Raw genomic sequence first — 21,809 nt, forward strand, 5'->3', positions numbered from 1 at the left:
CGCCTCCCCCGCACGGGCGAACCGGCCCCTCCTCGCGCTCCCCCCTCGCCCTGACTACGGAATTACGTAGAACTCACCTCGCCGACCTCCCTTCGGGTCGCCACTCCTACGGAATTACGTTATTCTGGAGCCATGGAGGACGGACTGGAGGAGCGGCTCGCGCGGCTCGAGCGGCGCGTCGAACGCCTGGAGGGGCCCGGCGACGCGGCCCCGGCGGCGTCCGAACCGCTCGACGGCGACGTCTTCTGGGCCCTGAACGGACTCAAGGTGCGGGTCGCCGAACCGGGCGCGGTGATGTTCACCGGCACCGTCGACCTGCCCACCGGTGAGCACTACGAATGGCAGGAGGGCCGGACGGCCGACGAGCTGCTCGACACCGACTGGGGCGAGCTGGCGCCCGCCCTGGCGGCGCTCAGCCATCCCGTGCGGCTCCTGCTGCTGCAGGAGATCCTGCGCGGCGCGCGGACGGCGTCCGAGCTGGCGGCGCACGAGCGGCTCGGCACCACCGGGCAGCTCTACCACCACCTGCGCGCCCTCGTCACCGCCGGATGGCTGCGCGCCGGAACCCGCGGCCGGTACTCGGTCCCGGGCGAGCGCGTCGTCCCGCTACTGGCCGTCCTCGCCGCCGTGCGCAGGTAAGGAAGGAACCCGATGAACGGCAAAGTCGTGCTCCAACTGAGCAGGTACCAGCTCCCGCTGATCGTGGCGGGCCTGGCCCTGGTCTTCACCGAGCCGCTGCACGGCTCGGTGTGGCTCAGCGCGGCGGGCGCGGTGCTGATCGGCGCCGGGCTGCTCGTCTTCGTGGCGGGGCTGGCGGTCACGCCGGCGGAGCCGCCGCGCGCCCCCGTGCCGCTGCGGGCGCCCGTCCGGGGCCGCTGGGTGGCGGTGAACAGCCCCGCCGACAAGGTCCCGAGCCACGGGACGCACGAACTGGGCCAGTCCTACGCCATCGACCTCGTGCACCAGCCCGACGAGAAGGCGTCCTGGGAGGCGCTGCACGCGTGGCCGCCGATGCGCCGCCCGTCCGCCTTCCCGGCGTTCGGGGAACCCGTGCTGGCCCCGGCGGACGGCGTCGTCGTCTCGGTGGGCCGGTGGCAGCGCGACCACTGGAGCCGCAACTCGTGGATCGCGTTCCCGTACCTCATGGCGGAGGGCATCGCGCGGGGCATCCTGTCCATGGCGACGCTCTCCAGCGGACGGTTCATCCTCGGCAACCACGTCATCCTCGACCTCGGCGACGGCGTGTACGGGGTGTTCGCGCACCTGAAGCGCGGGTCGGTGCGGGTCCGCAAGGGCGACCGCGTGACGGCCGGGCAGCCGCTCGGCGACTGCGGCAACTCGGGCAACTCGTCTGAACCGCACCTGCACTTCCACCTGATGGACCGGCGGCGTCCGGGAATGGCCGCCGGGCTCCCGTTCACGTTCGCCTACGAGTCCGGCGGCGCCGCGCACGAGGGCGTCCCCGCAGGCCGCCACCCCTTCACCGTCCCGGCCGGCGACCGCCTCGACCGGGCCGCCTGACCCCCGCCCGTCCGAGCCCCGGAGCCGACGACTTGGCCGAGGAGCTCGACCGAAGACCCGGCCCGGCGGCACGGGGCGGCCCGGACCGCGCAAAAGCGCCGGACACGGCGGAACCGGGGCTCGTCGGAAGACGGCCGAAGCACGCCGGTGGCCCGGGCGGGCCGCCATAGAGCCGGCCCGCCCGGGCCCGGTGCGAGCGGGTTGAGTGGGAGCCGCTCGCACGTCAGGGACAGGTCACGCGGTCCCCGGGATGTCCGGGAGCCCTTCCGTGTTGTCCCAGAGGGCGCAGGTGTGGTCGGTGTAGTAGCGGGCGTCCCGCACGTTCGTCACGCCGTCCGCGTGGAGGTTCTGCACCTTGCCGATGACCGGACGGTACGCGGGCCACTCCGGCAGCCCCGCGCCGTTCGGGTCGCCGGTGGCGGCGAACCGGCTCCAGTAGCCGACCATGGTCGCGGCGAGCCGCTCCTGCGCCGCGTCCAGATCGATCGGGCGGGCCGGGAAGTCGAACAGCAGCGGCAGTTCGGCCCCGTGGTAGGCGCCCAGTTCGAGCTCCGGCGGGGTCGCGTAGACGCTCGGGACGTCCGGCTCGGTGAACTCGTACATGTGCACCGGGACGCCGTCCTCCAGCACCTTCGCGTCGCGGCGGGCGGGGCAGGCGAACGCGGCGTTCGTCAGCGCCCGGACGATCGGCGAGTCGGGGGCGCCCTCGACGCCGGACGACAGCAGGAGCGTGCTCGCCTCGTGCAGGGTCGTCCCGATCATCATCGGGACCTTCGCGTACTCGCCCGCCGGGAACGCGTCCGCCGCGGCCTTCGGCAGGACGGGGGTGCCGGTGGTCGGCGCGAGGGTCAGCGCGAGCGCCGACTCGCCCTCGGCGGGGACGGTCGCGTCGAGCAGTTCGGCGGCGGGCCTGCCGCGCAGGCACTCGGCGGTGGTGCAGCCGACCTCCTGCGCCAGCTCGGTGCCCGCGGCCTCGGCGTCCGGCAGGGTGCGCGCCACGAGCTGGCACGGGCCGCTCTGCATGACCGCCCGGTGGAACAGGCCGCGCGACGACGGCGACAGGACGTGCGAGCAGACGCTGCCGCTCCCGGCCGACTGGCCCGCGATCGTCACGTTGCCGGGGTTCCCGCCGAACGCGGCGGCGTTCGCCTTCACCCAGCGCAGCGCGGCCTGCTGGTCCAGGATCCCGAAGTTCCCGGCCCCTTCCGCGGCGGGCAGCTCGGGATGCGCGAGGAACCCGAACACGCCCAGCCGGTAGTTGATCGACACGACGACGTTCCCGGCGGCGGCGAGCCGCTGCGCGTCGTAGGTCGAGCCCGACCCGTACGCGAACGCGCCGCCGTGGATCCACACGATCACCGGGAGGTCCCCGGACGCCTGCTCGGGCGTGTAGACGTCCAGGTAGAGGCAGTCCTCGTTGGTGACCTGGTCGCGCCCCATGAACGGCGAGGCGTTCTGCGCGCAGGGCCCGCCGTGCTCGGTCGCGGGGCGGACGCCCTCCCACGCGGCGGCGGCCCGCGGCGGTTTCCACCGCAGCGGACCGACGGGCGGGGCGGCGTAGGGGATGCCGCGGAACACCCGGCCGAGGCCGGTGGCGACACCCTCGACCCTCCCCTTGTCGGTGGCGACGACGGGTCCGCCGTCCGCCGCGGCCCCCGTCGCCGGCGCCGCGAGGAGCGCCGCGGCGACGGCGCAGGCGGCCGCGAGGCCGAGTACGCGTCGAATCATGCTTCCTCCCTGGGTATGGGAGGCGAAGACTGCCCTCCGGCGCCCCGGACGGGTATGCGTTCGCCGCGCAATCGGGCGCCGTGATCCGCGAACCTGGATGAGTGGCGGCGCCCGGGGACGCGGTGCCGTTGCGCGGCGGGATGACCGTTCGCGGTGCCGTGTGCGGCCGGCGGCGTGCAGCTCAGCCAGGAGAGCACCGGGCTCAGTCCCCGAAAGGCGCGGGGACGGATTCCGCTACGTGCGGCGACGTTATCCGGTTGCCGCCGTAAAGGCGGCAACCGTACCGTTCGCCCGATCGGCGTGTAGCTCAGCCAGGAGAGCACCGGGCTCCAGTCCCGGAGGGCGCGGGGGCAGGACCCGCCACGCCGGCCACGTTATCCGGTTGCCGCCGAAAAGGCGGCGACCGTACCGTTCACCCGATCGGCGTGTAGCTCAGCCAGGAGAGCACCGGGCTCCAGACCCGGAGGGCGCGGGGGCGGAACCCGCCACGCCGGCTATGAACGAGGTGCAGGCGAACCCCGGTTACGCCGCCGGGCAGATGGCCAAGGCGTTCACGACCGCGATGTCGCACGAGGACGCCGACACGCGCCGCCGCGCGGAGGAGCGGCTGGCGCGCTGGCGGCGCGTCCTCGACGGGATGGGCGACGGCTCCCTGACCGTGGGATCGCGGACGCCCGTCGCGGGGCTCCCCGCCTGGGCGACGCTCGAGGTGGCGCGCGGCGGGTTCGCGACGGGCGCGGCCGCGGCGGGCGGCGCCCTGCTCGGCTTCGAGGCGGACGCGGCGCGGCGGGCCGGGGTCCCCGCGCGGCGCGCGGCGCTGTTCCGGCGCATGCTCACCGAGGACGGCGTCCGCGAGCTGGAGGAACGCCTCGACGACGGCCGGTACGAGATCGTCCTGCCGGAGGAGTCGGCGCTGCTCGTCGTGGCGTGGCTGCTGCGGGCCGGTGACCGGGCGGGCGCGCTGGAGGTGCTGGAGGAGATCGGCCCGTTCGCCGACCGGCTGCGGTTCGCCCCGCGGCCCGGCGCGCAGCCCGCGGACGCGTCGCTCGTGCGCCGCGAGCCGGTCGGGGAGATCCGGCGGCGGATCGCCGGGCGCGGCCCGAACGCGGCCGTCGAGACGATGAACGAGGCGCTCGCGGTGTGGAACCCGTTCGCCGACGAGCTGCTGGAGCACTGGCTGGAGACGGTCCGGGACGGGCGCGTGCTCGCGGTCGAGCCGGACGGCTGGCGCGGGCGCGGCACCGCGCTGCTCGCCCGGTACGAGCGGCTGGCGGCCGAGCACACCCGCTGCACGAAGCACCGCCGGCCCAAGGAGAACGCGGCGGTCCTGCGGACGTCGCTGGCGGACGTCCTCGCGGGCCGCGCGCCGTCGCGGCTGCTGCGGCACGCGATCGCGTCGATGGTCGCCCGGCGCGGGACGCCCGGATCGGCGGAGCACGCGGCGCTGCGCGGGCGGCAGGCGGCGGACGCCGCGCGGGGCACGCACCACGCGCTCGCGCAGGTCGTCCTCGCCCGGCTGGCGGACGAACCGGACGACGCGGGCGTCCCGGCGGTCGAGCCGTTCGTCGGTCCGGTGACCGCGGACGAGGCGCGCCGCACGGGCGTGGCGGAGGGCACGCGGGTCCCGGACCGGCTGCGGGACACGGTCGAGACCGCGCTGGAGGCCCCGGTGGCGACGCTGGTGGAGCGCGGCGTCGTCCCGTCGGCGGAGGTGCTGGCGGCGCTCGTGCCGCAGCTGACCGCGGCGGCGACCTCGCAGGCGTACGCGGACCCGGCGCTGCAGCGGGTGATGGCGGCGACGTACCGGGCGTTCCGGAACCGGCGGTCGCTGCTGCTGACGAACCTGGAGAGCCAGGTCCGGCTGCACGAACTGCCGTGGGTGCGGGCCGCCGAACGGCACCGCGACGCGGGCGCCACCGCGCCGCGGGTGCGCGGCGTCCTGACCCGGCTCGCGGAGCTGGCGCTGCAGGGCTTCCCGGGCACGATCCTGCCGAACCCGCTGGTCGCGGAGCTCCGCGCCCTCGCCGAACGCGCGGGCCTGGACCTCCCGTTCGTGGAGGAACTCGCCGCGGACATCTTCATGGGGCGCTTCTCCGGCAAGTTCGCGAAGGCCGCCGCGCACGCGGGGGAACTCCTCGACGGCACCCTCTACGCCCGCTACTACGGCATCGACTACCGCGCCCTGGACGCGCGGCGGTTCGGCGACCTGTGCCGGGCCCGTTCCGGCGTGACGGGCCTCTGGTCGGTCGCCGGGAACGGGATGGTCATCGAGCAGGCGCAAATCCTGACGACGCACAACCTGGCGTCCCTCGTGCACCCGGTCGGGGCGGACCCGCTGGACGGGTGGGACGGTCTCGCGCGCCGCGCGTTCGGCACCGCCTGCCGGCTCGTCCGGAAGGTGCACGGCGACCCGCACCCGCTCGGCGCGATCAAGGACGCGGCGTACGCGTGGCGGCAGGCGGTCTTCTTCCTGGCGCTGTGCGGGCTGAAGGAGCAGGTCGCGGTGGTCGCGTGGATGCAGGACGAACTGGACCGGCAGGCCCCGGGCGTCGTGCGGCGGCTCGATCCGGTGCTGGCGGGGCTGCGGCACGTCCTGGCGGGCGGGAGCCTCGACGACGGCGCGGCCCCGCCGCGCGTCCGGCGCCTGCTCGGCTGGTCGGCCGGCGGCCACTGGATGCGCGACGCCTGACGCTCCCCGGTCCGGTTCGTCCGATGGAGCTCTGCCTCCGCCCGTCACCGCCGCGGCGTGACGAACGCGCAGGTCGTCCCGGCTCCGTCCGGTCGGGGCCGGGTGGCGGTCACCGGTTTGTCGGACCTCGCTGCAAGTGTGGATCACGGCTGAACGGTTCGTGTTCCACCGGCGGGAGGTCGTGGTTTGGGCGTGTTCGAACGGTCGAGTTCGGTGCGGGTGGTCCCGCCCGTCCGGCCGCGGAAACTGGCGAAGGTGCCCTTCGTCGAACTCGCGGACGGGCGCCTCCAGGGCGTCGTGTCGAGCGGGTCGGACGTCGCTCGCGTGTACGTGTCGTCGATCACGGCGGGCACGCACGGGCTGAGCTGCAGCACCAACAACAACCGCCCGTGCGGCGGGCTGCGCGGGTCGTACCCCTGCAAGCACCTGCAGTCGCTCGTCGCCGAGGCCGTCCTGCAGTACGGGCGGGAGCGGGTCGGGCGGTACCTGAAGGTCGACGCGGGCGAGGACGGCGACCTGGCCGGCGCGCTGAACGGGACGAAGGACGCGGCGCCCGCGGCCGTGGTGTTCAACCGGTTCCTGCGGCACCTGGCGTACCTGGAGGTGCCCGCGTCGCCGGAGCCGCTGCCCGAGATGCACTGGTTCCCGGGAGGGGCGCACTGATGCAGGCGGTGGGGCTCGAGGAGCTGACCGGCGGGACGCCCGCCGGGGTCGACGAGGCGCTCGGCCTGGTCGACGGGTTCGACGCGGCGCTGGCGGGCGGGTTCGGCCGGCTGGGCGCGGAGCAGGCGGCGGCGCTGGCCGCGCTGGCCGGGGCGCTCGCCGGGTCGCCGCTGGGCGGTCCGGCGGCCGAGGCGGCCGAGAAGATCGCCGCCGGGGCCGTCGCGGAGGCGCACCTGCTGACGCTGGCCGGGGCGCGGACGGCGCTGCTCGGCTCGGTGCACGACGCGCTGCTCGCGCGGCTGGACGGGGCCGCGGGCCGCACCCGCGCGGACGGCCCGGCCGCCGCGGGCGACGACATCGCCGCGAACCTGCTCGCCGGCTGCCGGTCCTGGCTGGCCGAACTGGCGATCGCGGGCTGGCGCGGCGTCGACCACGACCTGGTGTCGGCGGCCGACCAGTTCGTCGAGGGCCTGCTGAAGGAGCCGCGGCTGCGCGGCGCGGCCGTCCTGCTGGACGGGCTCGCGGCCGAACTGCGGGCGTCGTCGCCGGTCGCGGCGATGGAGGCGGTCCCGGAGCGCCGCTGGGCCGACCTGTGGGCGCGCGGGATGCTGCTGACCCGCGCGGGCGCCGCGGCCGCCGAGGCCGAACCGGTGTCGGGACGGCTGCTGGTGCTGGGCGCGGACGTGCACGAACACGGCACGTCCGTCCAGGTGCAGGTGCACGGCGTGCTGGAGGTCGCCGGCGGCGACGCGCGGCTCGTCCGGACGTCCGTGGCGGCGTCGAAGGTCGACACCATCACGGGGCCGCAGATGTGGCGCCTCCTCGACGCCCACCCGACCCTGCTCAAGGCGCTCGCGGAACGCCGGTGCCTCAACGTCGCGGACATGGCGCTCCGTCCGGGCGGTGACCTCATCTGGGACGACGCGAAAGCGCGCGCGGGCAAGGAGGCGGATCCCTTTGCGGTGGCACGGGTGCAGCTTGCGGAGGCGGTCGCGCCGGGGCCGCCGCCGCTGGACCGGCACCCGGTGCGCATCGCCGAGCCGGTGTTCCTGGAGGGGTACGCGGTGAACGGCACCGCCCTCGAACTGGACGGACGCGCGATCGACCTCGACGTCGAGCGGCTGCCCGCGTGCGGCCCCGTCACCCCCGACCTCGTGCGGGCCTCGTCGTCCTGCATCGGGCTCGTCCGGTGGGACGCCGGCACGTGGCGCGTGCAGCCGCTGGCCGTCCGGGCGACGGTGAAGAAGAAGCCGGTCGAGGCGTGCACGGGCGACTGGGCGCTCGGCCCCACGGACCCGAAGGTGCTCAAGGCGGCCAACCGGACCGGCGACGCCGTCGGCGTGCTGCGCGAGCGGGCGGGACGGTTGCTGCGCAAATGAGCGATATCGAGGAGAAGCGGCGGCAGGTGCTGTACTGGCGGCTGCTGGCCCGCCTGTTCGAGCCCGAGGAGCAGCCCGCGCTGGAGTCGTCGAGCGTCGCGATCGTGGACGACCTCGGCCTCCCGCCCGCACTGCTCGCCCCGGGCGTTTCGGTCGACGGCCTGGTCCAGCGCTTCCCGGACCTCGGCCCCGAGTTCGAGGCGCTCGCCGACCTCGCCGAGCCCCCGGCCGCGCCGGACGTCCCGTCCGCATCCCCGCAGGCGGGCGCCCCCGCCGGGGCGGGCGAGGCGGCCGGACGACCGGCGCCCCCCGCGGCACCGCCCGACGATGCGGCGGACGCGGAAGCATCCCCGGGCGCGGACGACGATGCGGCGGACGCGAATGCGCCCGCCGGGGCCGGGGGCATCGTCGCCGGTGACTCGGCCGGTGGTGTGGAGGAGGGTGACGGCGGTTCGGTGCGGCGGGCGGCGCTGATGTCGAAGCTGCTGCTCAACGTGTTCTCGACCGGGGCCGGCGCGGTGTCGGCGACGCAGCTCGCCGACTGGCAGCGGGACGCCGGGTGGCTGAAGTGCGCGCTCGGCGACGAGGGCGGCCGGGAGGTCGCGGGGACGCTGTCGGAGCTGGAGGGCGACCTCGTGCGGCGGATGGCGCTGCGGGAGGTGCTGTCGGACTCGCGGCTGGCGGGGCGGCTGTCGCCGAGCATGTCGCTGATCGAGCAGCTCCTGCGGGACAAGGCGAACCTGTCGGGGGTCGCGCTGGCCAACGCGAAGGCGCTGATCCGCCGGTTCGTCGACGAGGTCGCCGAGGTGCTGCGGACGCAGGTGCAGCAGACGAGCACGGGCGTCATCGACCGGTCGGTGCCGCCGAAGCGGGTGTTCCGCAACCTCGACCTCGACCGGACGATCTGGAAGAACCTGCCGAACTGGAGCCCGGAGGACGAGCGGCTCTACGTCGACAAGCTGTTCTACCGGCGCACGGCGAAGCGGACGACGCCCGCGAAGATGATCGTGGTGGTGGACCAGTCGGGGTCGATGGTCGACTCGATGGTGAACTGCACGATCCTGGCGTCGATCTTCGCGGGGCTGCCGAAGGTGGACGTGCACCTGGTGGCGTACGACACGCGGGCGCTGGACCTGACGCCGTGGGTGCACGACCCGTTCGAGGTGCTGCTGCGCACGCGGTTGGGCGGCGGGACGGACGGGCGCGTCGCGCTGGAGCTGGCCCGGCCCAAGATCACCGATCCGCGCAACACGGTCGTGGTGTGGATCTCCGACTTCTACGAATGGGCGGGCGAGGCGATCTTCGCCCAGTTCGAGGCGGTGCACCGGTCGGGGGCGAAGTTCATCCCGGTCGGGTCGGTGAACAGCTCGGGGAGCGCGGTGGTGAACCCGTGGTTCCGGGAGCGGTTCAAGGGGCTCGGGACCCCGGTGCTCTCGGGCCGCATCCAGAAGCTCGTGACCGAACTGAAGAACTTCCTGGCCTGAGGCCAGGGCACAGACGATGAGGAGAGCGATGTCCGAGATGCTGCGCGCCCCCGCCGAGGTCAAGTACGCCGAGGAGCTCGACTACCTGGAGTCGGTGGACGACGGCCCGAAGCCGTTCGCGTGGCGGCTGTCGCCCCGGATGGTGCGGCTGTTCGTGCTCGGGTCGGAGCGGGCGGACGGCCTCGACCGGGAGATCCCGCAGAAGTGGTTCGGCGACCGCAGCTTCGTGGAGCGGAGCATCGTGACGCTGGCGTCGGACCGGGGGCTGCTGCTGATCGGCGACCCGGGCACCGGCAAGAGCTGGCTGGCGGAGCTGCTGTCGGCGGCGATCTGCCGGAACTCGACGCTGGTCGTGCAGGGCACGGCCGGCACCACCGAGGACCACATCAAGTACTCGTGGAACGTGTCCATGGTGATCGCGAAGGGGCAGTCGCGGGAGGCGATGATCCCGTCGCCGATCATGACGGCGATGGAGTCGGGGGTGATCGGCCGGTTCGAGGAGCTGACCCGCTCGACGAGCGACGTGCAGGACGCGCTGATCTCGATCCTGTCGGAGAAGTACGTGTCGATCCCCGAGCTGGACGACGACAACATCGTGTTCGCGCAGCCCGGGTTCTCGATCATCGCGACGGCGAACAGCCGCGACCGGGGCGTGAACGACCTGTCGTCCGCGCTGAAGCGGCGGTTCAACTTCGTGCGCATCCCGGTGGTGACGAACAAGAAGAGCGAGGCGGAGATCGTCCGGTTCCGGACGGCGGAGCTGCTGCGCCGCCACGAGATCGACCTGGAGGTGCCGCCGACGCTGCTGGACGTCCTGCTGCAGAGCTTCTCCGACCTGCGGGCCGCCGCCGAGTCGGCGACCAGCGACGACGAGAAGCTGGAGTCGGCGCTGTCGACGGCCGAGCAGATCGGCGTGCTGGAGGACGCGATCCTGCACAGCCAGTTCTTCGGCGACCGGACGCTGACGGCGGAGACGCTCGGCAGTTCGCTCGTCGGGTCGCTGGCCCGCCGCTCCCCGGAGGACCTGGCGATCCTCAACAAGTTCTGGCACGGGGTCGTCGAGCCGCGCGGCAAGGACGACGGCACGTGGCGGGGCTTCCTGGAGGGCGGCCGCGACACCATCGCGACGCTCTCATGACCGGAACCGCCACGAAGGGCACGGCCGCGGGGGTGTTCGGCCCGCTCCGCGAGCAGCTGCTGGACGCGGCGCGCGCGTTCGGGGACGGCGAGGCCGCCGGGGACGGCGTCGCGCGGCTCCTCGCCGGCATGGTCGACGACGTCGACCGGGCGCTCCGGGAGGAACTGGAGATCTTCCCGGTGTGCCACCATTCGCCCGCGTCGGCGCTGGCGATGGCGCGGCGGCTGCGGGAGAAGCGGCCGAAGGTCGTCTACCTGGAGCTGTGCGAGGACTTCGCGCCGCTGCTGGCGGAGCTGAAGAACTGCCGGCTGCCGGTGGCGCTGCAGTCGTTCGCGAACGAGCTCGACGGGTTCCCGAAGAAGTGGGCGCCGCTGAGCGTGGTCGCGCCGATCACCGAGGCGTCCGCCGAGTACCAGGCGATCGCGTACGCGCAGGAGACCGACGGGGTGGAGCTGGTGCTGGTCGACCGGTCCACCGACCACGTCTACCAGTGGGACCCGCCCGAGTCCGACGGCCCCGCCGGACCGGACGTCCCGGACGGGTCCGGCGACGAGGACGGGCTGCACGGCGACGCCGTCGGAATCGAGATCGGCGACCTGCGGCCCGGGTTCGCGGAGCTGGAGGAGCACCTGCTGCACCACGGGAAGGTGCGGCACTGGTCGGAGTGGTGGGACCAGTACGTCGAGCAGCCGCTCGTGGGCGCCGACTACGCCACGTACCGGCAGGTCATGACGCTGATCGGCAGCCTGTTCCGGCGGCTGGACCCGCACGCCCGCAACCGGGAGCGCAACGAGCGCCGCGAGCGGTTCATGTGGACGCGGATGCGCGAGCACATCGCCGCGACCGGCGCCGACCCGGCCGACTGCCTGTACGTGTGCGGCGCGGCGCACGCCGTCAGCCGGGTCGACGGGTTCGGGCTGCGCCCGGAGGCGGCGGAGCCGTTCGACATCCCGCCGCGCACCGGCACGAAGTGGCGGTACGGGCTGATCCCGTCGAGCCATTCGGCGATCGAGGCGCAGTTCGGGCTGGCGTCGGGGTCGGTGTCGATCGCGGCGGCGACGTTCGCGAAGGCCGTCAAGCGGGGCGGGGTGGCGCCGTTCCGGCTGAAGGGGCAGCGGGGCGCGTCCGCCGCCGGGCGGAAGAAGGCGCCCGCGCCGGCCGTCCCGGCGGGCGCGGGCGCCGCGGACCGGTTGTCGGGGTTCCTGGCCCGGCCGCCCGCCCTCGACCCGCTGGACGAGTCGGAGCTGCTCGGCTGGTGCGTCGACATCGTCGGGCTCGCCCGCCGCAACGGGTACCTGGCGTCGACCGCCGACGCGATCGCCGTGTTCGAGACGTCCGTGCTGCTCGCCGGGATGCGGGGCCGGACCCGCCCGACCCCGTACGACTTCCAGGACGCCGCCGTCACCTGCATCGAGAAGGACCGGGTGCCGGGGCGGCGGGACGTGGCGCGGCTGTGCGAGATCCTGCTCGGCGGCGACCGGGTCGGGCAGGTCGGGTACGAGTCGCTGCCGCCGCTGGCCCGCGACGTCCTCGACCGGCTGGAGCCGCTGGGCCTCGACCTGGGCAAGCGGACGGTGCAGCGGGCGCTGCTGAACCTCGACGCCGATCCCGCCCTGCGCCCGTGCTCCGACCTGCTGTGGGTGCTGCGGCGGCTGCTGCCCGACGACGCCGTCCGCCCGATCATGGGGGCGCGGGAGCTGGGCGAGCGGTCGATCCAGGAGAGCTGGGACCTCGCGATCGGCCGCAACCAGCGGTCGCTCGTCGAGCTCGGCTACGAGGGCGTCACCGCCGAGCAGGTCCTCGAGCGGCGGCTGCGGCGCGCCGTGTACGACCCGAAGGCGACGGCGGCCGCGGCGCTGCGCGCGGTCGAGGACGCCGTGGTGTACCTGGACGCGGGGCGGTTCGCCGACGAGCTGGGCGCGCGGGCCGTCGAGCTGCTGGCCGCCGAGCGGACCGTGGACGACGCGCCCGAGGTGCTGCGCCGGATCCGGCGGCTCCTCGCGCACTACCGCGCGACCGAGCCGGAGCTGCCGGAGTGGTGCCGCGAGTTCGTCACCGCCGGGTACGCGCACTACTGCACGCTGCTGCCGACGGCGTTCGTGGACGAGCACTCGGGCGTCCGGCAGGTCGCGGCGATGCTCGGGTTCCTGCTCGGGATGGAGAGCCTCGCGCTGTCGCTCGGCTGCGACCGGGCGCAGCTCGAGCTGGCGGTGCGGCAGTCGCATCCGGAGGCGCCCGCGAAGGTCGCGCTGCTGTGGGCGGCGAAGTCGCAGCTCGGCCTGATGCCGCTGGCGGACGTGCGGGCCCAGTGCGACGAGCTGCTGGCGTCGCCGCTGTCGGTGCCGTCGTTCCCGCACTACCTGAGCGGTTTCGTGCAGGCCCTCGATCCCGCGCCGGGGCTGGCGCCGCTCGTCGTCGAGGTCCTGTCGAAGGCGTTCGGGCGGCTCCCGGACCGGGTGCTGCTGCCCTGGCTGCCGAAGCTGATCACGACGTTGAAGGACCACGCGCGGGAGATGGTGCCCGTGCTCGTCCACGAGGCGTCCCGCACGTTCCCGGGTTCCCTTCCGGCCCTGGACGCGTGGACGCCCCCGTGGTCGGGCGACGCGGAGGCCCCGGCGGCGGCCGCTCCGTCGGCGGCGTCCGGTCCGGTGGCGAACCTGCTGGCGGGGCGCCCGGCGACGACCGAGGCCGTCGCCGCCCTGCTGGGCCACCCGGTGGAGTGGCGCTCGGCCCCGGCCGCCGCAGGCGGCGGTGAGGCCGCGGCCCTGGTGGCGCGGCACCCCGAGGCACCGGAGGCCGTCGCGGCCCTGCTCGCCCGGTAGCGGCGCACGAAACCGGTGCCGCGGCGGGCCGGCCGCCGCGGCACCGGCCGTGTCCGGCCGGGGCGGAACCGGGGACGCGCCACGGCCGTCCCAGCCGGGACGTCCGATCACCGGGTTTCCACGCATGAGGTGCCGCTTGCTGCCGAAGTCGAACCGGGCGCGCGCGATGGCCGCGGGAGCCGTCCTCCTGGCGGTGGTGGCGGTCCTCGGCGCGGTGTGCGTGCTCGGGGACGAGGCCGCCGCGCCCCTGCCGGACGGCGAGCGCCGCCCGGCGCCGGTCCGGTTCGGCGAATCCCCGATGTGGACGACCCGCGACCTCGGCATGGTGGAGGCCGCGGGGATCGGGCTGCACGGCGGCGACGCCGTCGTCGCGGGCGACGCGGGCGGCAGGGACCGGCTGGCCGTCACCGGTCTGCGGACCGGCGAACCGCGCTGGGTCCTGGAGAGCGGGGAGCCCCTGCTGGACGGTGACGGCGCGCACGCCGATGCGGGGCCCGGTGCCCTGTGGGGCGCCATGGGCGAGCCGCTCGCGTACGGCCAGGGAGACGACTGGTCCGTGCTCGTCCGGTACGCCGGGAAGCCGCCGCACCGGGCGGAGACCGGGGTGGCGGCGCTGTCGGGCGAGGACGGCGGCGTCCGCTGGAAGCGCGCGCTCGCCCGCCCCGGGTCCGGCGGCGACGGCCCCGGGCCGAGGGTGCGGCTGCTCGCGGCGGACACGCGAGCGATCCTCGCGAGCGTGGAGGCGGAGCGGGGCGCGCGTCCGAAGACCGTCGCGCTGGACCCCGCGACCGGCCGGGTGCTGTGGGAGCACGAGGGCGGCTGGGCCTACCGGTTCGCCGGCGACGCGGTGCTCGGTGAGACGCGCGGCGAGCAGCCCCCGGCGGAACGACTGGGGCCGCGGCGCACGGGCACGGACGTGTTCGCCTTGGACGTGCGGAGCGGCCGGAAGCTCTGGGACTCGGGCGACGTGTTCGGCAGCGCCCATCTGGACGCGGTGGCGGGCGACACGGCCGTCGTCGACGTGACGGAGCCGGAACCGGGAAGGATGCTGCCGGACTACCGGACGGTCCTGCTCGACTCGGCCACCGGCCGCGTCCGCGGGTACGCCGACCGCCTGCGCGACTGCGCCGACGACGGCCGGACGCTGATCGCGTGCTCGACCCTGCACGGGCGGCTGGCGACGGTCCGCTCCGGTACCGGCGGGAAGGTGTTCACGGCGGGGACCCCGCCGTTCGACGAAAGGACGTCGTTCCGCGTCAGCTCGGTCTGGCGGGACCGCATCTTCGTCACCGAACAGCCCGGCGGGCTCCCCCGGCAGGCGATGGTCGACCGGGCGGCGAACCGGCTCGGCCCGGTGCCGTCCGACGGGATCGCCGCGCTGTCGCCGGACGCCGCCGCGTTCGAGGTCGACGACGGCGACCTGGCCGTGGTCCCCGCCGCCGTCGGCAGGAAACCGGCCGAAGCGGCCGAACCGGCCGAACCGATGCCGCGGTCTCCCGGAATCGCGACGGCGCCGCTGTGGCGGGCCGAGGTGGAACCCGCCCCCGACCCGCCCGGCAGGGACACCGGCCTGAGCAGGGTGATCGACATCGAACTCGCCGGGGACTCCGTCGTCTACACCGGCCCGCGGCGCGACCACGACGAGACCGACACGCAGGTCGTCGCCGACGCGGGCACCGGGAAGGTGCGGTGGTCCGTCGCCGAGGGCGCGCCGCTCGGCGACGGCGCCGAGGCGGCGGACGTCCTCCGGGTCCGCGTCGTCTCCGCGGGCGGGGAGCGGCTGTCGCTCGTCCGCTACCGGGCGTCCGGCGGCGCGGAGGGCGTCGCCGCGCTCTCGCTGGACGACGGCGGCGTCCGGTGGAAGAAGGAGGTCGTCCGGGGGGACGGCTTCGTGTCCCTGGCCGCGGCCGGCGACGAGGCGTTCGCGGTGGAGATCTCGCCGGCCGTGCGCGGCGGCGAGGACGTCATGGCGGTGTACGCGACCGGCACGCGGCGGGAGCTGTGGCGCGAGCGCGGGATGACGCCCGAGAGCATCGGCGGCGGGCTCGTCCTCGCCGCCGAGACCGCCCGCGACGAGGAGGGGAAGCGGAAGCCGCGCGACCTCGTCGCGTACGGGACGGCGGACGGCGAGCCGCGCTGGCGGCTCGGCGACCGGTACCGGGAGCCCGGCCTGCTGTACGACGGCGGCGGCGCCGCGGTCGTCGGGACGGCGGACGGCGGCGCCGTGCTCGACCGGGCCACCGGCCGCGAACTCGCCCGGACGGTGCGGCTCCGCCGGTGCGAGGGGGACGGCGGCGCGCTGATCGTCTGCGAGGCGGGGGCGGTGGGGGCGACGGGCCCGGTCGGGCGCGCGGTGACGGTGCGGGTCCGCGACGGCGCCGCCCGGGTCCGCGACCTGCTGGAGACGGGCTCCCTCTCGCTCTACGGGGCGGCCGGGGACCGGTTCACGGCCGTCCACCGGCCCGACGGCGTCCGGCCCGGCGGGGAGGGCGAGCGGTTCCTCCTCTTGGACGCCGCCGGACGCCGCGTGTCCGACGGCCTGCCGGGACGGCCGGCGACGATCGGCGGCGGCTTCGCGGTCCTGACCCCGTCCGAGATCGTCCACCGGGTCGGCGGGTCCGGGGTGCGGGGCTTCGCCGTCCACCGGGTGCGGGGCTGACCCGCCGGCACGGCCGGCGAGTGCCGACCGGCGCGGGTGCTCCGGTCAGCGGAACTGGTGAACCCCAGGGCGTCCGGGCCGAGGTGCCGTCGACGGCACGGGACGGAAGGTGTCCGCGCGCCCGGCCGGACGGCACGGCCGCGTTCGGCCACGGGGATTTCGGCGGGTTCCGGTGGCGGTCCGGTCCGTTACCGGATCGGTATGCGGTGGATCTTGGACGGTGCGTGACGCGGTGCAGGCGGGCGCAAGGTGCTTGCGCGCGTGCAAGCGACCGTGACCGGGGCCCGCGCGCTGCGTCAGAGTGGATGTCGTGCGAGCGGAAACGCCAGGTCGCCCGCAGAGTTCCTGCCCATGCCCGAGACTCCCACCAGGTCATGGAACATGATGTTCGCTTACAGCCCGACACGGAGACGTGAAGCCGTCGCTGCCATGAACGCCACCGACACGTGGTCCGGGACGCCGGTGCTCGTCCCGGTCTCCGCGCCCGCCCTGGAACTCTCCGCTCCCGCCGCCCGCGCCAACGGCTCGTCCGGCCGGCTGATCGGGGAGATCGACCTCGCCGCCACGCCGCCCGCCGTGCGGCTCGCCCGGTCCTACGTCCGCGAACTCGTCGGGCAGCACTTCGGCGCCGACCGGTCCCGGCTCGGCGACCTGGAGCTGCTGACGAGCGAGGCCATGACGAACGCGGTGCTGCACGGCCGGCCGCGGCCGGACGGCACCGTGATGCTGGCGGTCCTGCACATCGACCGGTTCGTCCGCGTGGAGATCACCGACGGGGGGCCGCCGCCGGGGCGTCCCGGCGGACCGGACGAACCGGGCCCGGCGGACGGCCGGGCACTGGCGCTGATGCAGGCGCTCGCCGCCGACTTCGGCGTCCACCGCGGCCCGAGCGGGACGGCGGTGTCCTGGTTCGGGATCGCGGTCGACGAAGGGTGGCGGCTGCCGTGACGCGGGGGATCGCGTTGAGCGCGGGCCGCCGGCCCGGCCCGTCCCCGGACGGGGGCGTGGACGGCGGCGCGCGTTTCGGCGGGGTCCTCCCGAACATCGCGCGGATGTGCGACTACTACCTCGGCGGCAAGGACAACTACGCGCTCGACCGGGAGTCGGCCGAGCGGGCAAGTCGGCTCGCGCCGGTGATCACGCGGCTCGTCCAGGCGAACAGGGGCTTCCTGGAACACGCCGCACGGCTCCTCGCCGAGACGGAGGGGGTGCGGCAGTTCGCGGACATCGGCTGCGGACTGCCCGCGCCCGTCAACACCGCCGACGTCGTCCGCCGCGCCGACCCGTCCTGCCGCGTCGCCTACGTCGACAACGACCCGATGGTGCTGGCCCACGCGCGCGCGTTGCTCGCCGCGGAGCCCGGCACGGCGGCCGTCGCGGGCGACCTGCGCGACCCGGCGGGGCTGCTCGCCCGGCTGCGCGGCCCGCTCGACTTCGACCGGCCGGTCGGGGTGCTGCTGTGCGGGGTGCTGGAGTTCCTGACCGACGCGGACGACCCGCGCGGCGTCGTCGCCGCGCTGGTGGCGGGGCTCCCGCCGGGCAGCAGCGTCGCGCTCACGCACGTCGAGCGGACGCCCGAGCTGGCCGAACTGGGGGCGCGCGGCCACGAGACGGGCCTGCCGTTCACCCCGCGGAGCCGTGCGGAGATCGACCGGATCTGCGGGGCGCTCGCGGTGACCGGCCCGTACCCGGCGGCGGTGCCGCTCGCCGCCCCCGGCCGCCGGTCCGGTCCGACGCCGCTCGTCGGCTGCATCGGCCGCAGGCCGGACTGACCCGGGCGCGCCGCCATGCCGTGTCACCGCGCGTCCGCCGTTCCGGGGCGCCCGAAGCGCCCCGCTTCGCTACGATCGAACCGTCCATACCTGCCACTCCCGGGACGGGCGATGACCGCGGACGGCGAGCCGAAGTCACTCTCCGAGATCACCAAGGACATGGGCCTGAACATGTCCGACGTGGCCGCGTTCTCGGGGCTGGACGAGAGCACCGTGTTCCGGCTGTGGGACAACCCGGAGTGGCTCGACCGGGTGACCGGGCGGTCGCTGCAGGCGCTGATGTCGTCGATCCCCGGGATCGCCGAATACTCGATGGCGCACGCCGTCCGCAAGCGCCGCGACGCGCTGGTCGCCGACCTGCACGCCGCCGGCCTCGACGTGGACGTGGACGTCCTGGAGCGGTCGACGCTCCCGCAGCAGCACCTGCTGAACGCGCTGGAGGCGGGGCTGCACATCGTCCGGGGGCAGGCGACGCAGAAGACGTCGTCGTTCATCGCGCGGTTCTGGGGCCGCGAGCAGGACAGCGCGCTGGAGTCGCTCTACTCGGCCGAGCCCGGCCAGGGCCTCCTGCGCAACCCGCAGCGGCTCTTCGAGTCGTCGGTCGATCTGGCGCCGCGGCTGAACCGCAAGTCGTACTCGTTCCACTCGATCCTGGCGCTGAACATCCTGACGCACCAGGTCAGCAAGGTCGGGGCCGAGCTGGAGACCGACCTCGGGTTCGAGGTGCCCGGACGGCAGGACGCGTTCATGATGCGCGGCGTCGTCATGGGCCAGCTGATCAAGACCGGCGACCTCGACCTCGCCGAGCGCTACCGCAGGGAACTGGACGCCACGCCCGTCTACGCGGCGCTGGAGGAATGGTCGTTCCCCACCTACATGCGGGACGGGCGGATCAGCTCCGACTTCACGCTCCCCAGCTCGCTGTCGCTGCGCAACACCGCGAACGAGGTCCTGCGGGAGATCACCGCCTACAACGACGCCTGCGTGTACTACCTGGCGTCCACGTACGTTCCGCTCGCGCTGAAGCGCGACCCCGCGTTCGGCGGGAAGCTCCCGGAGCTGGTCCGGGCGCTGCAGCTGCGGATGGCCGACTGCACGGACCGCAGGGTCCGCGAGAGCTGCGAAACGCTGGTGCGCCAGCTCAAGGGCCGCATCTGAATCGACGTCCCGGACGCGGACGCTATGACGGGAAAGAATGGGGAGCCGGTGGAGGACACGGCGGAAGCGATCGCGAAGCTGACGCGGCAGCGATGGGAGGACAACGCCGAGTACTGGGTCAGGGTGATCCGGGAGCGCCGCGACCGGTACCGGACCGAGCTGACCGACGCGGCCGTCCTCGACGCGCTCGGCGACACCGCGGGCCTGCGCGTCCTGGACGCCGGATGCGGCGAGGGGTACATCGCCCGGAAGCTCGCCGCGGACGGCGCGGACGTCCTCGGCGTCGACGTGTCGCAGGGGCTGGTCGACGCGGCCGCGGCGGCCGCCCCGCCGGACGTGCGGGGCTCGCTGTCGTTCGTCCGCGCGGGCGTCGACGACGTCCCGGCCGCGGACGGCGAGTTCGACCTCGTCGTCTGCAACCACCTGTTCAGCCACTTGCAGGACCCGACGGCCGCGATCGGCGAGTTCGCGCGGGTGCTGCGCAGCGGCGGACGGCTGGTGGTGCTGACCCTGCACCCCTGCTTCTACGTGGAGAACTCCGAGCAGGGCGCGATGAACAGCGTCCCCGCGTCCCGCTACTTCCGGCCGCGCGGCGTCGACCAGTACTTCAACGTGGACGGCCTGGAGTCCCCCGCGATGATCACATCGTGGCTGCGGCCCCTCGAGTACTACTCTGGAACGCTCCGAGACGCCGGCTTCGTGATCGCCGACCTGCGCGAGCCGCACCCGACGCCGGAGCAGCTCCAGGACGACCCGTGGTGGCGCAAGGGCTTCCCGACGGCACTGTTCATGCTGCTGATCGCGGAGCGCCGCTAGCCTCGGGGCATGGACGACAGCGTACCGCCGGACCTGGCCGACCACCCCGACCGCCTGCGGTGGAACGCCAAGTACGCCCCGGACGGCTCCGCGGGCGCGGACGCCGACGCGCCGGTGCCCCCGGCGCATCCGCTCGCGGCCGACGCGCTCCGCGCGGCCCCGGACGGGCCCGTCCTCGACCTCGCGTGCGGGCCGTCCGGCGCCGCGCTGTCGGCCGCCGCGGCCGGACGTCCCGTCACCGCGGTCGACATCTCGGACGTCGCGCTCGCCCGGCTCGGCGCCGCGGCCCGCCGCCGCGGGCTCGCCGCGCGGATCACGCTCGTCCAGGCCGACCTCGGGACGTGGCGGCCGCCCGCCGCGGCGTTCGCGGCCGTCCTGTGCACCGGGTTCTGGGACCGCGCCGCCTTCGCCGCCGCCGTGCCCGCCGTCGCGCCCGGCGGCGTCCTGGCGTGGGAGGCGTTCACCGCGGCGGCGCGCCGGGACCGCCCGCACCTGCCCGCCGCGTGGTGCCTGGCCCCCGGGGAGCCCGCGTCCCTGCTCCCGGCCGGCTTCCGCGTCCTCGACCAGCGGGACGTCCAGGGCGGGAAGCGTCGCATCCTGGCGCGGAGTTAGTACGCTGGGGGCCGCTTCCAAGCCGCCGAGCGGCCCCTTCATGGGGGTATGACCGGTAGATTGCGGGTCGGCCTCCTTCACGCGGTTTTCACACTGCGCTTAGCCCGGGCCTGGAAGGGTGGTCAATCCGTGTTGTCGTCGAACCCGGAGCGAGTGAGGAAACATGTCCGAGGATGACAAGCCCCGGGGCGAACCGGCGGTCAAGGCGAAGATCCCGAACGCCAAGAGCATCCGGAGCCCGGAGTTCACCCCGCACGGCATCAGCGCCGGACGCGGCAGCGGCCTCAACCGGCCCTCCGCGCTCACCGCCAAGCAGGCGAAGCGCCGCCGCATCGCGGCGATCGCGGGCGCCGTCGTCGCCGTCGTCGCCATCGCGGGCGGCACGACCTACTACCTGACGCGCCCGGACCCGGCCGTGTCCGTCACCGGCGCCTTCGGCAAGGCGCCCAAGGTCGAGATCCCGACCGAGGTCGCGCCGCCCAAGTCGCTGCAGGTGTCGACGCCGATCGTGGGCGAGGGGAACAAGGTCGCCAAGGGCGACACCGCGTTCCTCCAGTTCGTCTACTACAAGTGGTCTCCGAAGGACGACCCGGAGAACTCGAAGGTCAAGAGCTCCAGCGAGAAGTCCGAGAGCACCTACGAGCAGGGCGAGGGCGTCACACCGATCAAGGTCGGCGAGAGCCCGGTGAAGGGCCTCGACGAGGGCCTCATCGGCAAGACCGTCGGCAGCCGCGTCGTCGTGGAGGTCCCGCCGGGCAAGGGCTTCGGCGAGCAGGGCGCCCAGCTCGGCATCGAGAAGACCGACTCGCTGCTGTTCGTCGCCGACATCCGCGCGTCCGTCCCGCAGAACGCGGTCCCGAAGGGCACCGAGAAGAAGGTCGACGACGACGGCCTGCCCACCGTCGAGGACAAGGGCGCCGGCAAGGCCCCCGAGGTGAAGATCCCCGACGCGGACGCGCCGAAGGCGCTGAAGGCCGTCACCCTCGTCGAGGGCACCGGGCCCGCGCTGGCCAAGGGCGACAAGGCCGTCATGAACTACCAGGGGCGGCTCTGGCGGAACGGCGAGGTCTTCGACTCCAGCTGGGAGACCGGCCAGATGCAGGCGTTCCCGATCGGTGAGGGCGCCACCATCCCCGGCTTCGACAAGGGCCTCACCGGCGTCAAGGTCGGCAGCCGCGTCATGCTCGTCCTCCCGCCGAAGGAAGGCTACGGCGAGCAGGGCAACCCGCAGGCCGGAATCAAGGGCGACGACACCCTCGTCTTCATCGTGGACGTCCTCGCCAAGTTCTGAGCGCGCGAGTTCTGAGACCGAGCGCACTTCCGCGAGCGGCGGGACCCGGAACCGGGTCCCGCCGCTCGCGCGTTCTC

16 protein-coding genes and 2 tRNA genes are annotated in these 21,809 nt (G+C 74.7%); 17 read left to right on the forward strand and 1 reads right to left on the reverse strand.

Translation table 11 applies throughout. From position 1 onward, the window contains the following. Positions 1–132: 132 nt before the first annotated feature. Positions 133–639: an ArsR/SmtB family transcription factor gene (locus H505_RS0103215; protein WP_026400811.1), complete on the forward strand. Its 507-nt coding sequence runs from the start codon at positions 133–135 to the stop codon at positions 637–639. A 12-nt stretch (positions 640–651) separates the two neighbouring features. Further along, complete coding sequence (locus H505_RS0103220; RefSeq protein WP_026400812.1) at positions 652–1,521, forward strand: M23 family metallopeptidase; 870 nt, start codon at positions 652–654, stop codon at positions 1,519–1,521. Positions 1,522–1,755: 234 nt separating this feature from the next. On the opposite strand, the gene H505_RS39600 is transcribed toward H505_RS0103220, so the two are convergent. Continuing rightward, positions 1,756–3,249, reverse strand: coding sequence for a carboxylesterase/lipase family protein (locus H505_RS39600; RefSeq protein WP_051300142.1), 1,494 nt, complete (start codon positions 3,247–3,249; stop codon positions 1,756–1,758). A gap of 296 nt (positions 3,250–3,545) precedes the next feature. Between H505_RS39600 and H505_RS0103230 the strand changes: the two genes are divergently transcribed. From H505_RS0103230 to H505_RS0103300, 15 genes are all read left to right on the forward strand, one after another. Next, a tRNA-Trp gene (locus tag H505_RS0103230) sits at positions 3,546–3,621 on the forward strand. 49 nt (positions 3,622–3,670) lie between these two features. Continuing rightward, positions 3,671–3,743 (forward strand) — tRNA-Trp (locus H505_RS0103235). Between the two features lie 2 nt (positions 3,744–3,745). Further along, entirely contained in the window at positions 3,746–5,938 is a 2,193-nt protein-coding gene (locus tag H505_RS0103240; RefSeq protein ID WP_051300143.1) for a hypothetical protein, read from the forward strand. 192 nt (positions 5,939–6,130) lie between these two features. Continuing rightward, complete coding sequence (locus H505_RS0103245; protein WP_245592424.1) at positions 6,131–6,601, forward strand: hypothetical protein; 471 nt, start codon at positions 6,131–6,133, stop codon at positions 6,599–6,601. Beyond that, on the forward strand, positions 6,601–7,980 hold the full coding sequence (locus tag H505_RS0103250; RefSeq protein ID WP_026400815.1) for a hypothetical protein: 1,380 nt from the start codon (positions 6,601–6,603) through the stop codon (positions 7,978–7,980). Before H505_RS0103245 ends, H505_RS0103250 begins: the two co-directional genes overlap by 1 nt. After that, positions 7,977–9,464: a vWA domain-containing protein gene (locus tag H505_RS0103255; protein WP_026400816.1), complete on the forward strand. Its 1,488-nt coding sequence runs from the start codon at positions 7,977–7,979 to the stop codon at positions 9,462–9,464. The genes H505_RS0103250 and H505_RS0103255 overlap by 4 nt, the downstream gene beginning before the upstream one ends. 28 nt (positions 9,465–9,492) lie before the next feature. Beyond that, the gene (locus tag H505_RS0103260) at positions 9,493–10,602 is read left to right on the forward strand and encodes an ATP-binding protein (RefSeq protein ID WP_026400817.1); all 1,110 of its coding nucleotides are present in this window, start codon (positions 9,493–9,495) and stop codon (positions 10,600–10,602) included. Beyond that, positions 10,599–13,424 carry a DUF5682 family protein gene (locus tag H505_RS0103265; RefSeq protein ID WP_034516493.1) on the forward strand — a complete coding sequence of 942 codons (2,826 nt, stop codon included), beginning with the start codon at positions 10,599–10,601 and terminating at the stop codon, positions 13,422–13,424. The genes H505_RS0103260 and H505_RS0103265 overlap by 4 nt, the downstream gene beginning before the upstream one ends. Before the next feature lie 124 nt (positions 13,425–13,548). Then, on the forward strand, positions 13,549–16,083 hold the full coding sequence (locus H505_RS0103270) for an outer membrane protein assembly factor BamB family protein (protein ID WP_084549801.1): 2,535 nt from the start codon (positions 13,549–13,551) through the stop codon (positions 16,081–16,083). 429 nt (positions 16,084–16,512) lie between these two features. Continuing rightward, positions 16,513–17,031, forward strand: coding sequence for an ATP-binding protein (locus tag H505_RS47260; RefSeq protein ID WP_051300145.1), 519 nt, complete (start codon positions 16,513–16,515; stop codon positions 17,029–17,031). Next, a complete protein-coding gene (locus H505_RS0103280) occupies positions 17,028–17,855 on the forward strand; it encodes an SAM-dependent methyltransferase (protein WP_051300147.1) in 828 nt (275 codons plus the stop codon). The genes H505_RS47260 and H505_RS0103280 overlap by 4 nt, the downstream gene beginning before the upstream one ends. Before the next feature lie 111 nt (positions 17,856–17,966). Beyond that, complete coding sequence (locus H505_RS0103285; protein WP_026400821.1) at positions 17,967–19,013, forward strand: hypothetical protein; 1,047 nt, start codon at positions 17,967–17,969, stop codon at positions 19,011–19,013. A 48-nt stretch (positions 19,014–19,061) separates the two neighbouring features. After that, on the forward strand, positions 19,062–19,829 hold the full coding sequence (locus H505_RS0103290; RefSeq protein ID WP_051300148.1) for a class I SAM-dependent methyltransferase: 768 nt from the start codon (positions 19,062–19,064) through the stop codon (positions 19,827–19,829). A 9-nt stretch (positions 19,830–19,838) separates the two neighbouring features. Next, complete coding sequence (locus tag H505_RS0103295) at positions 19,839–20,441, forward strand: methyltransferase domain-containing protein (RefSeq protein WP_026400823.1); 603 nt, start codon at positions 19,839–19,841, stop codon at positions 20,439–20,441. A gap of 163 nt (positions 20,442–20,604) precedes the next feature. Beyond that, a complete protein-coding gene (locus H505_RS0103300; RefSeq protein WP_026400824.1) occupies positions 20,605–21,732 on the forward strand; it encodes an FKBP-type peptidyl-prolyl cis-trans isomerase in 1,128 nt (375 codons plus the stop codon). Positions 21,733–21,809: the final 77 nt, after the last annotated feature.

Origin of the sequence: Actinomadura rifamycini DSM 43936 (assembly GCF_000425065.1) — a bacterium.
GTDB classification, from domain to species: Bacteria; Actinomycetota; Actinomycetes; order Streptosporangiales; family Streptosporangiaceae; genus Spirillospora; species Spirillospora rifamycini.

What these genes read in the sequence shown, in the direction of transcription:
- H505_RS0103215 (WP_026400811.1), top strand. Translation starts at nt 133, where the DNA reads ATGGAGGACGGACTGGAGGAGCGGCTCGCGCGGCTCGAGCGGCGCGTC.
- H505_RS0103220 (WP_026400812.1), top strand. Translation starts at nt 652, where the DNA reads ATGAACGGCAAAGTCGTGCTCCAACTGAGCAGGTACCAGCTCCCGCTG.
- H505_RS39600 (WP_051300142.1), bottom strand. Translation starts at nt 3,249, where the DNA reads ATGATTCGACGCGTACTCGGCCTCGCGGCCGCCTGCGCCGTCGCCGCG.
- H505_RS0103240 (WP_051300143.1), top strand. Translation starts at nt 3,746, where the DNA reads ATGAACGAGGTGCAGGCGAACCCCGGTTACGCCGCCGGGCAGATGGCC.
- H505_RS0103250 (WP_026400815.1), top strand. Translation starts at nt 6,601, where the DNA reads ATGCAGGCGGTGGGGCTCGAGGAGCTGACCGGCGGGACGCCCGCCGGG.
- H505_RS0103255 (WP_026400816.1), top strand. Translation starts at nt 7,977, where the DNA reads ATGAGCGATATCGAGGAGAAGCGGCGGCAGGTGCTGTACTGGCGGCTG.
- H505_RS0103260 (WP_026400817.1), top strand. Translation starts at nt 9,493, where the DNA reads ATGTCCGAGATGCTGCGCGCCCCCGCCGAGGTCAAGTACGCCGAGGAG.
- H505_RS0103265 (WP_034516493.1), top strand. Translation starts at nt 10,599, where the DNA reads ATGACCGGAACCGCCACGAAGGGCACGGCCGCGGGGGTGTTCGGCCCG.
- H505_RS0103270 (WP_084549801.1), top strand. Translation starts at nt 13,549, where the DNA reads ATGAGGTGCCGCTTGCTGCCGAAGTCGAACCGGGCGCGCGCGATGGCC.
- H505_RS47260 (WP_051300145.1), top strand. Translation starts at nt 16,513, where the DNA reads ATGAACGCCACCGACACGTGGTCCGGGACGCCGGTGCTCGTCCCGGTC.
- H505_RS0103285 (WP_026400821.1), top strand. Translation starts at nt 17,967, where the DNA reads ATGACCGCGGACGGCGAGCCGAAGTCACTCTCCGAGATCACCAAGGAC.
- H505_RS0103295 (WP_026400823.1), top strand. Translation starts at nt 19,839, where the DNA reads ATGGACGACAGCGTACCGCCGGACCTGGCCGACCACCCCGACCGCCTG.
- H505_RS0103300 (WP_026400824.1), top strand. Translation starts at nt 20,605, where the DNA reads ATGTCCGAGGATGACAAGCCCCGGGGCGAACCGGCGGTCAAGGCGAAG.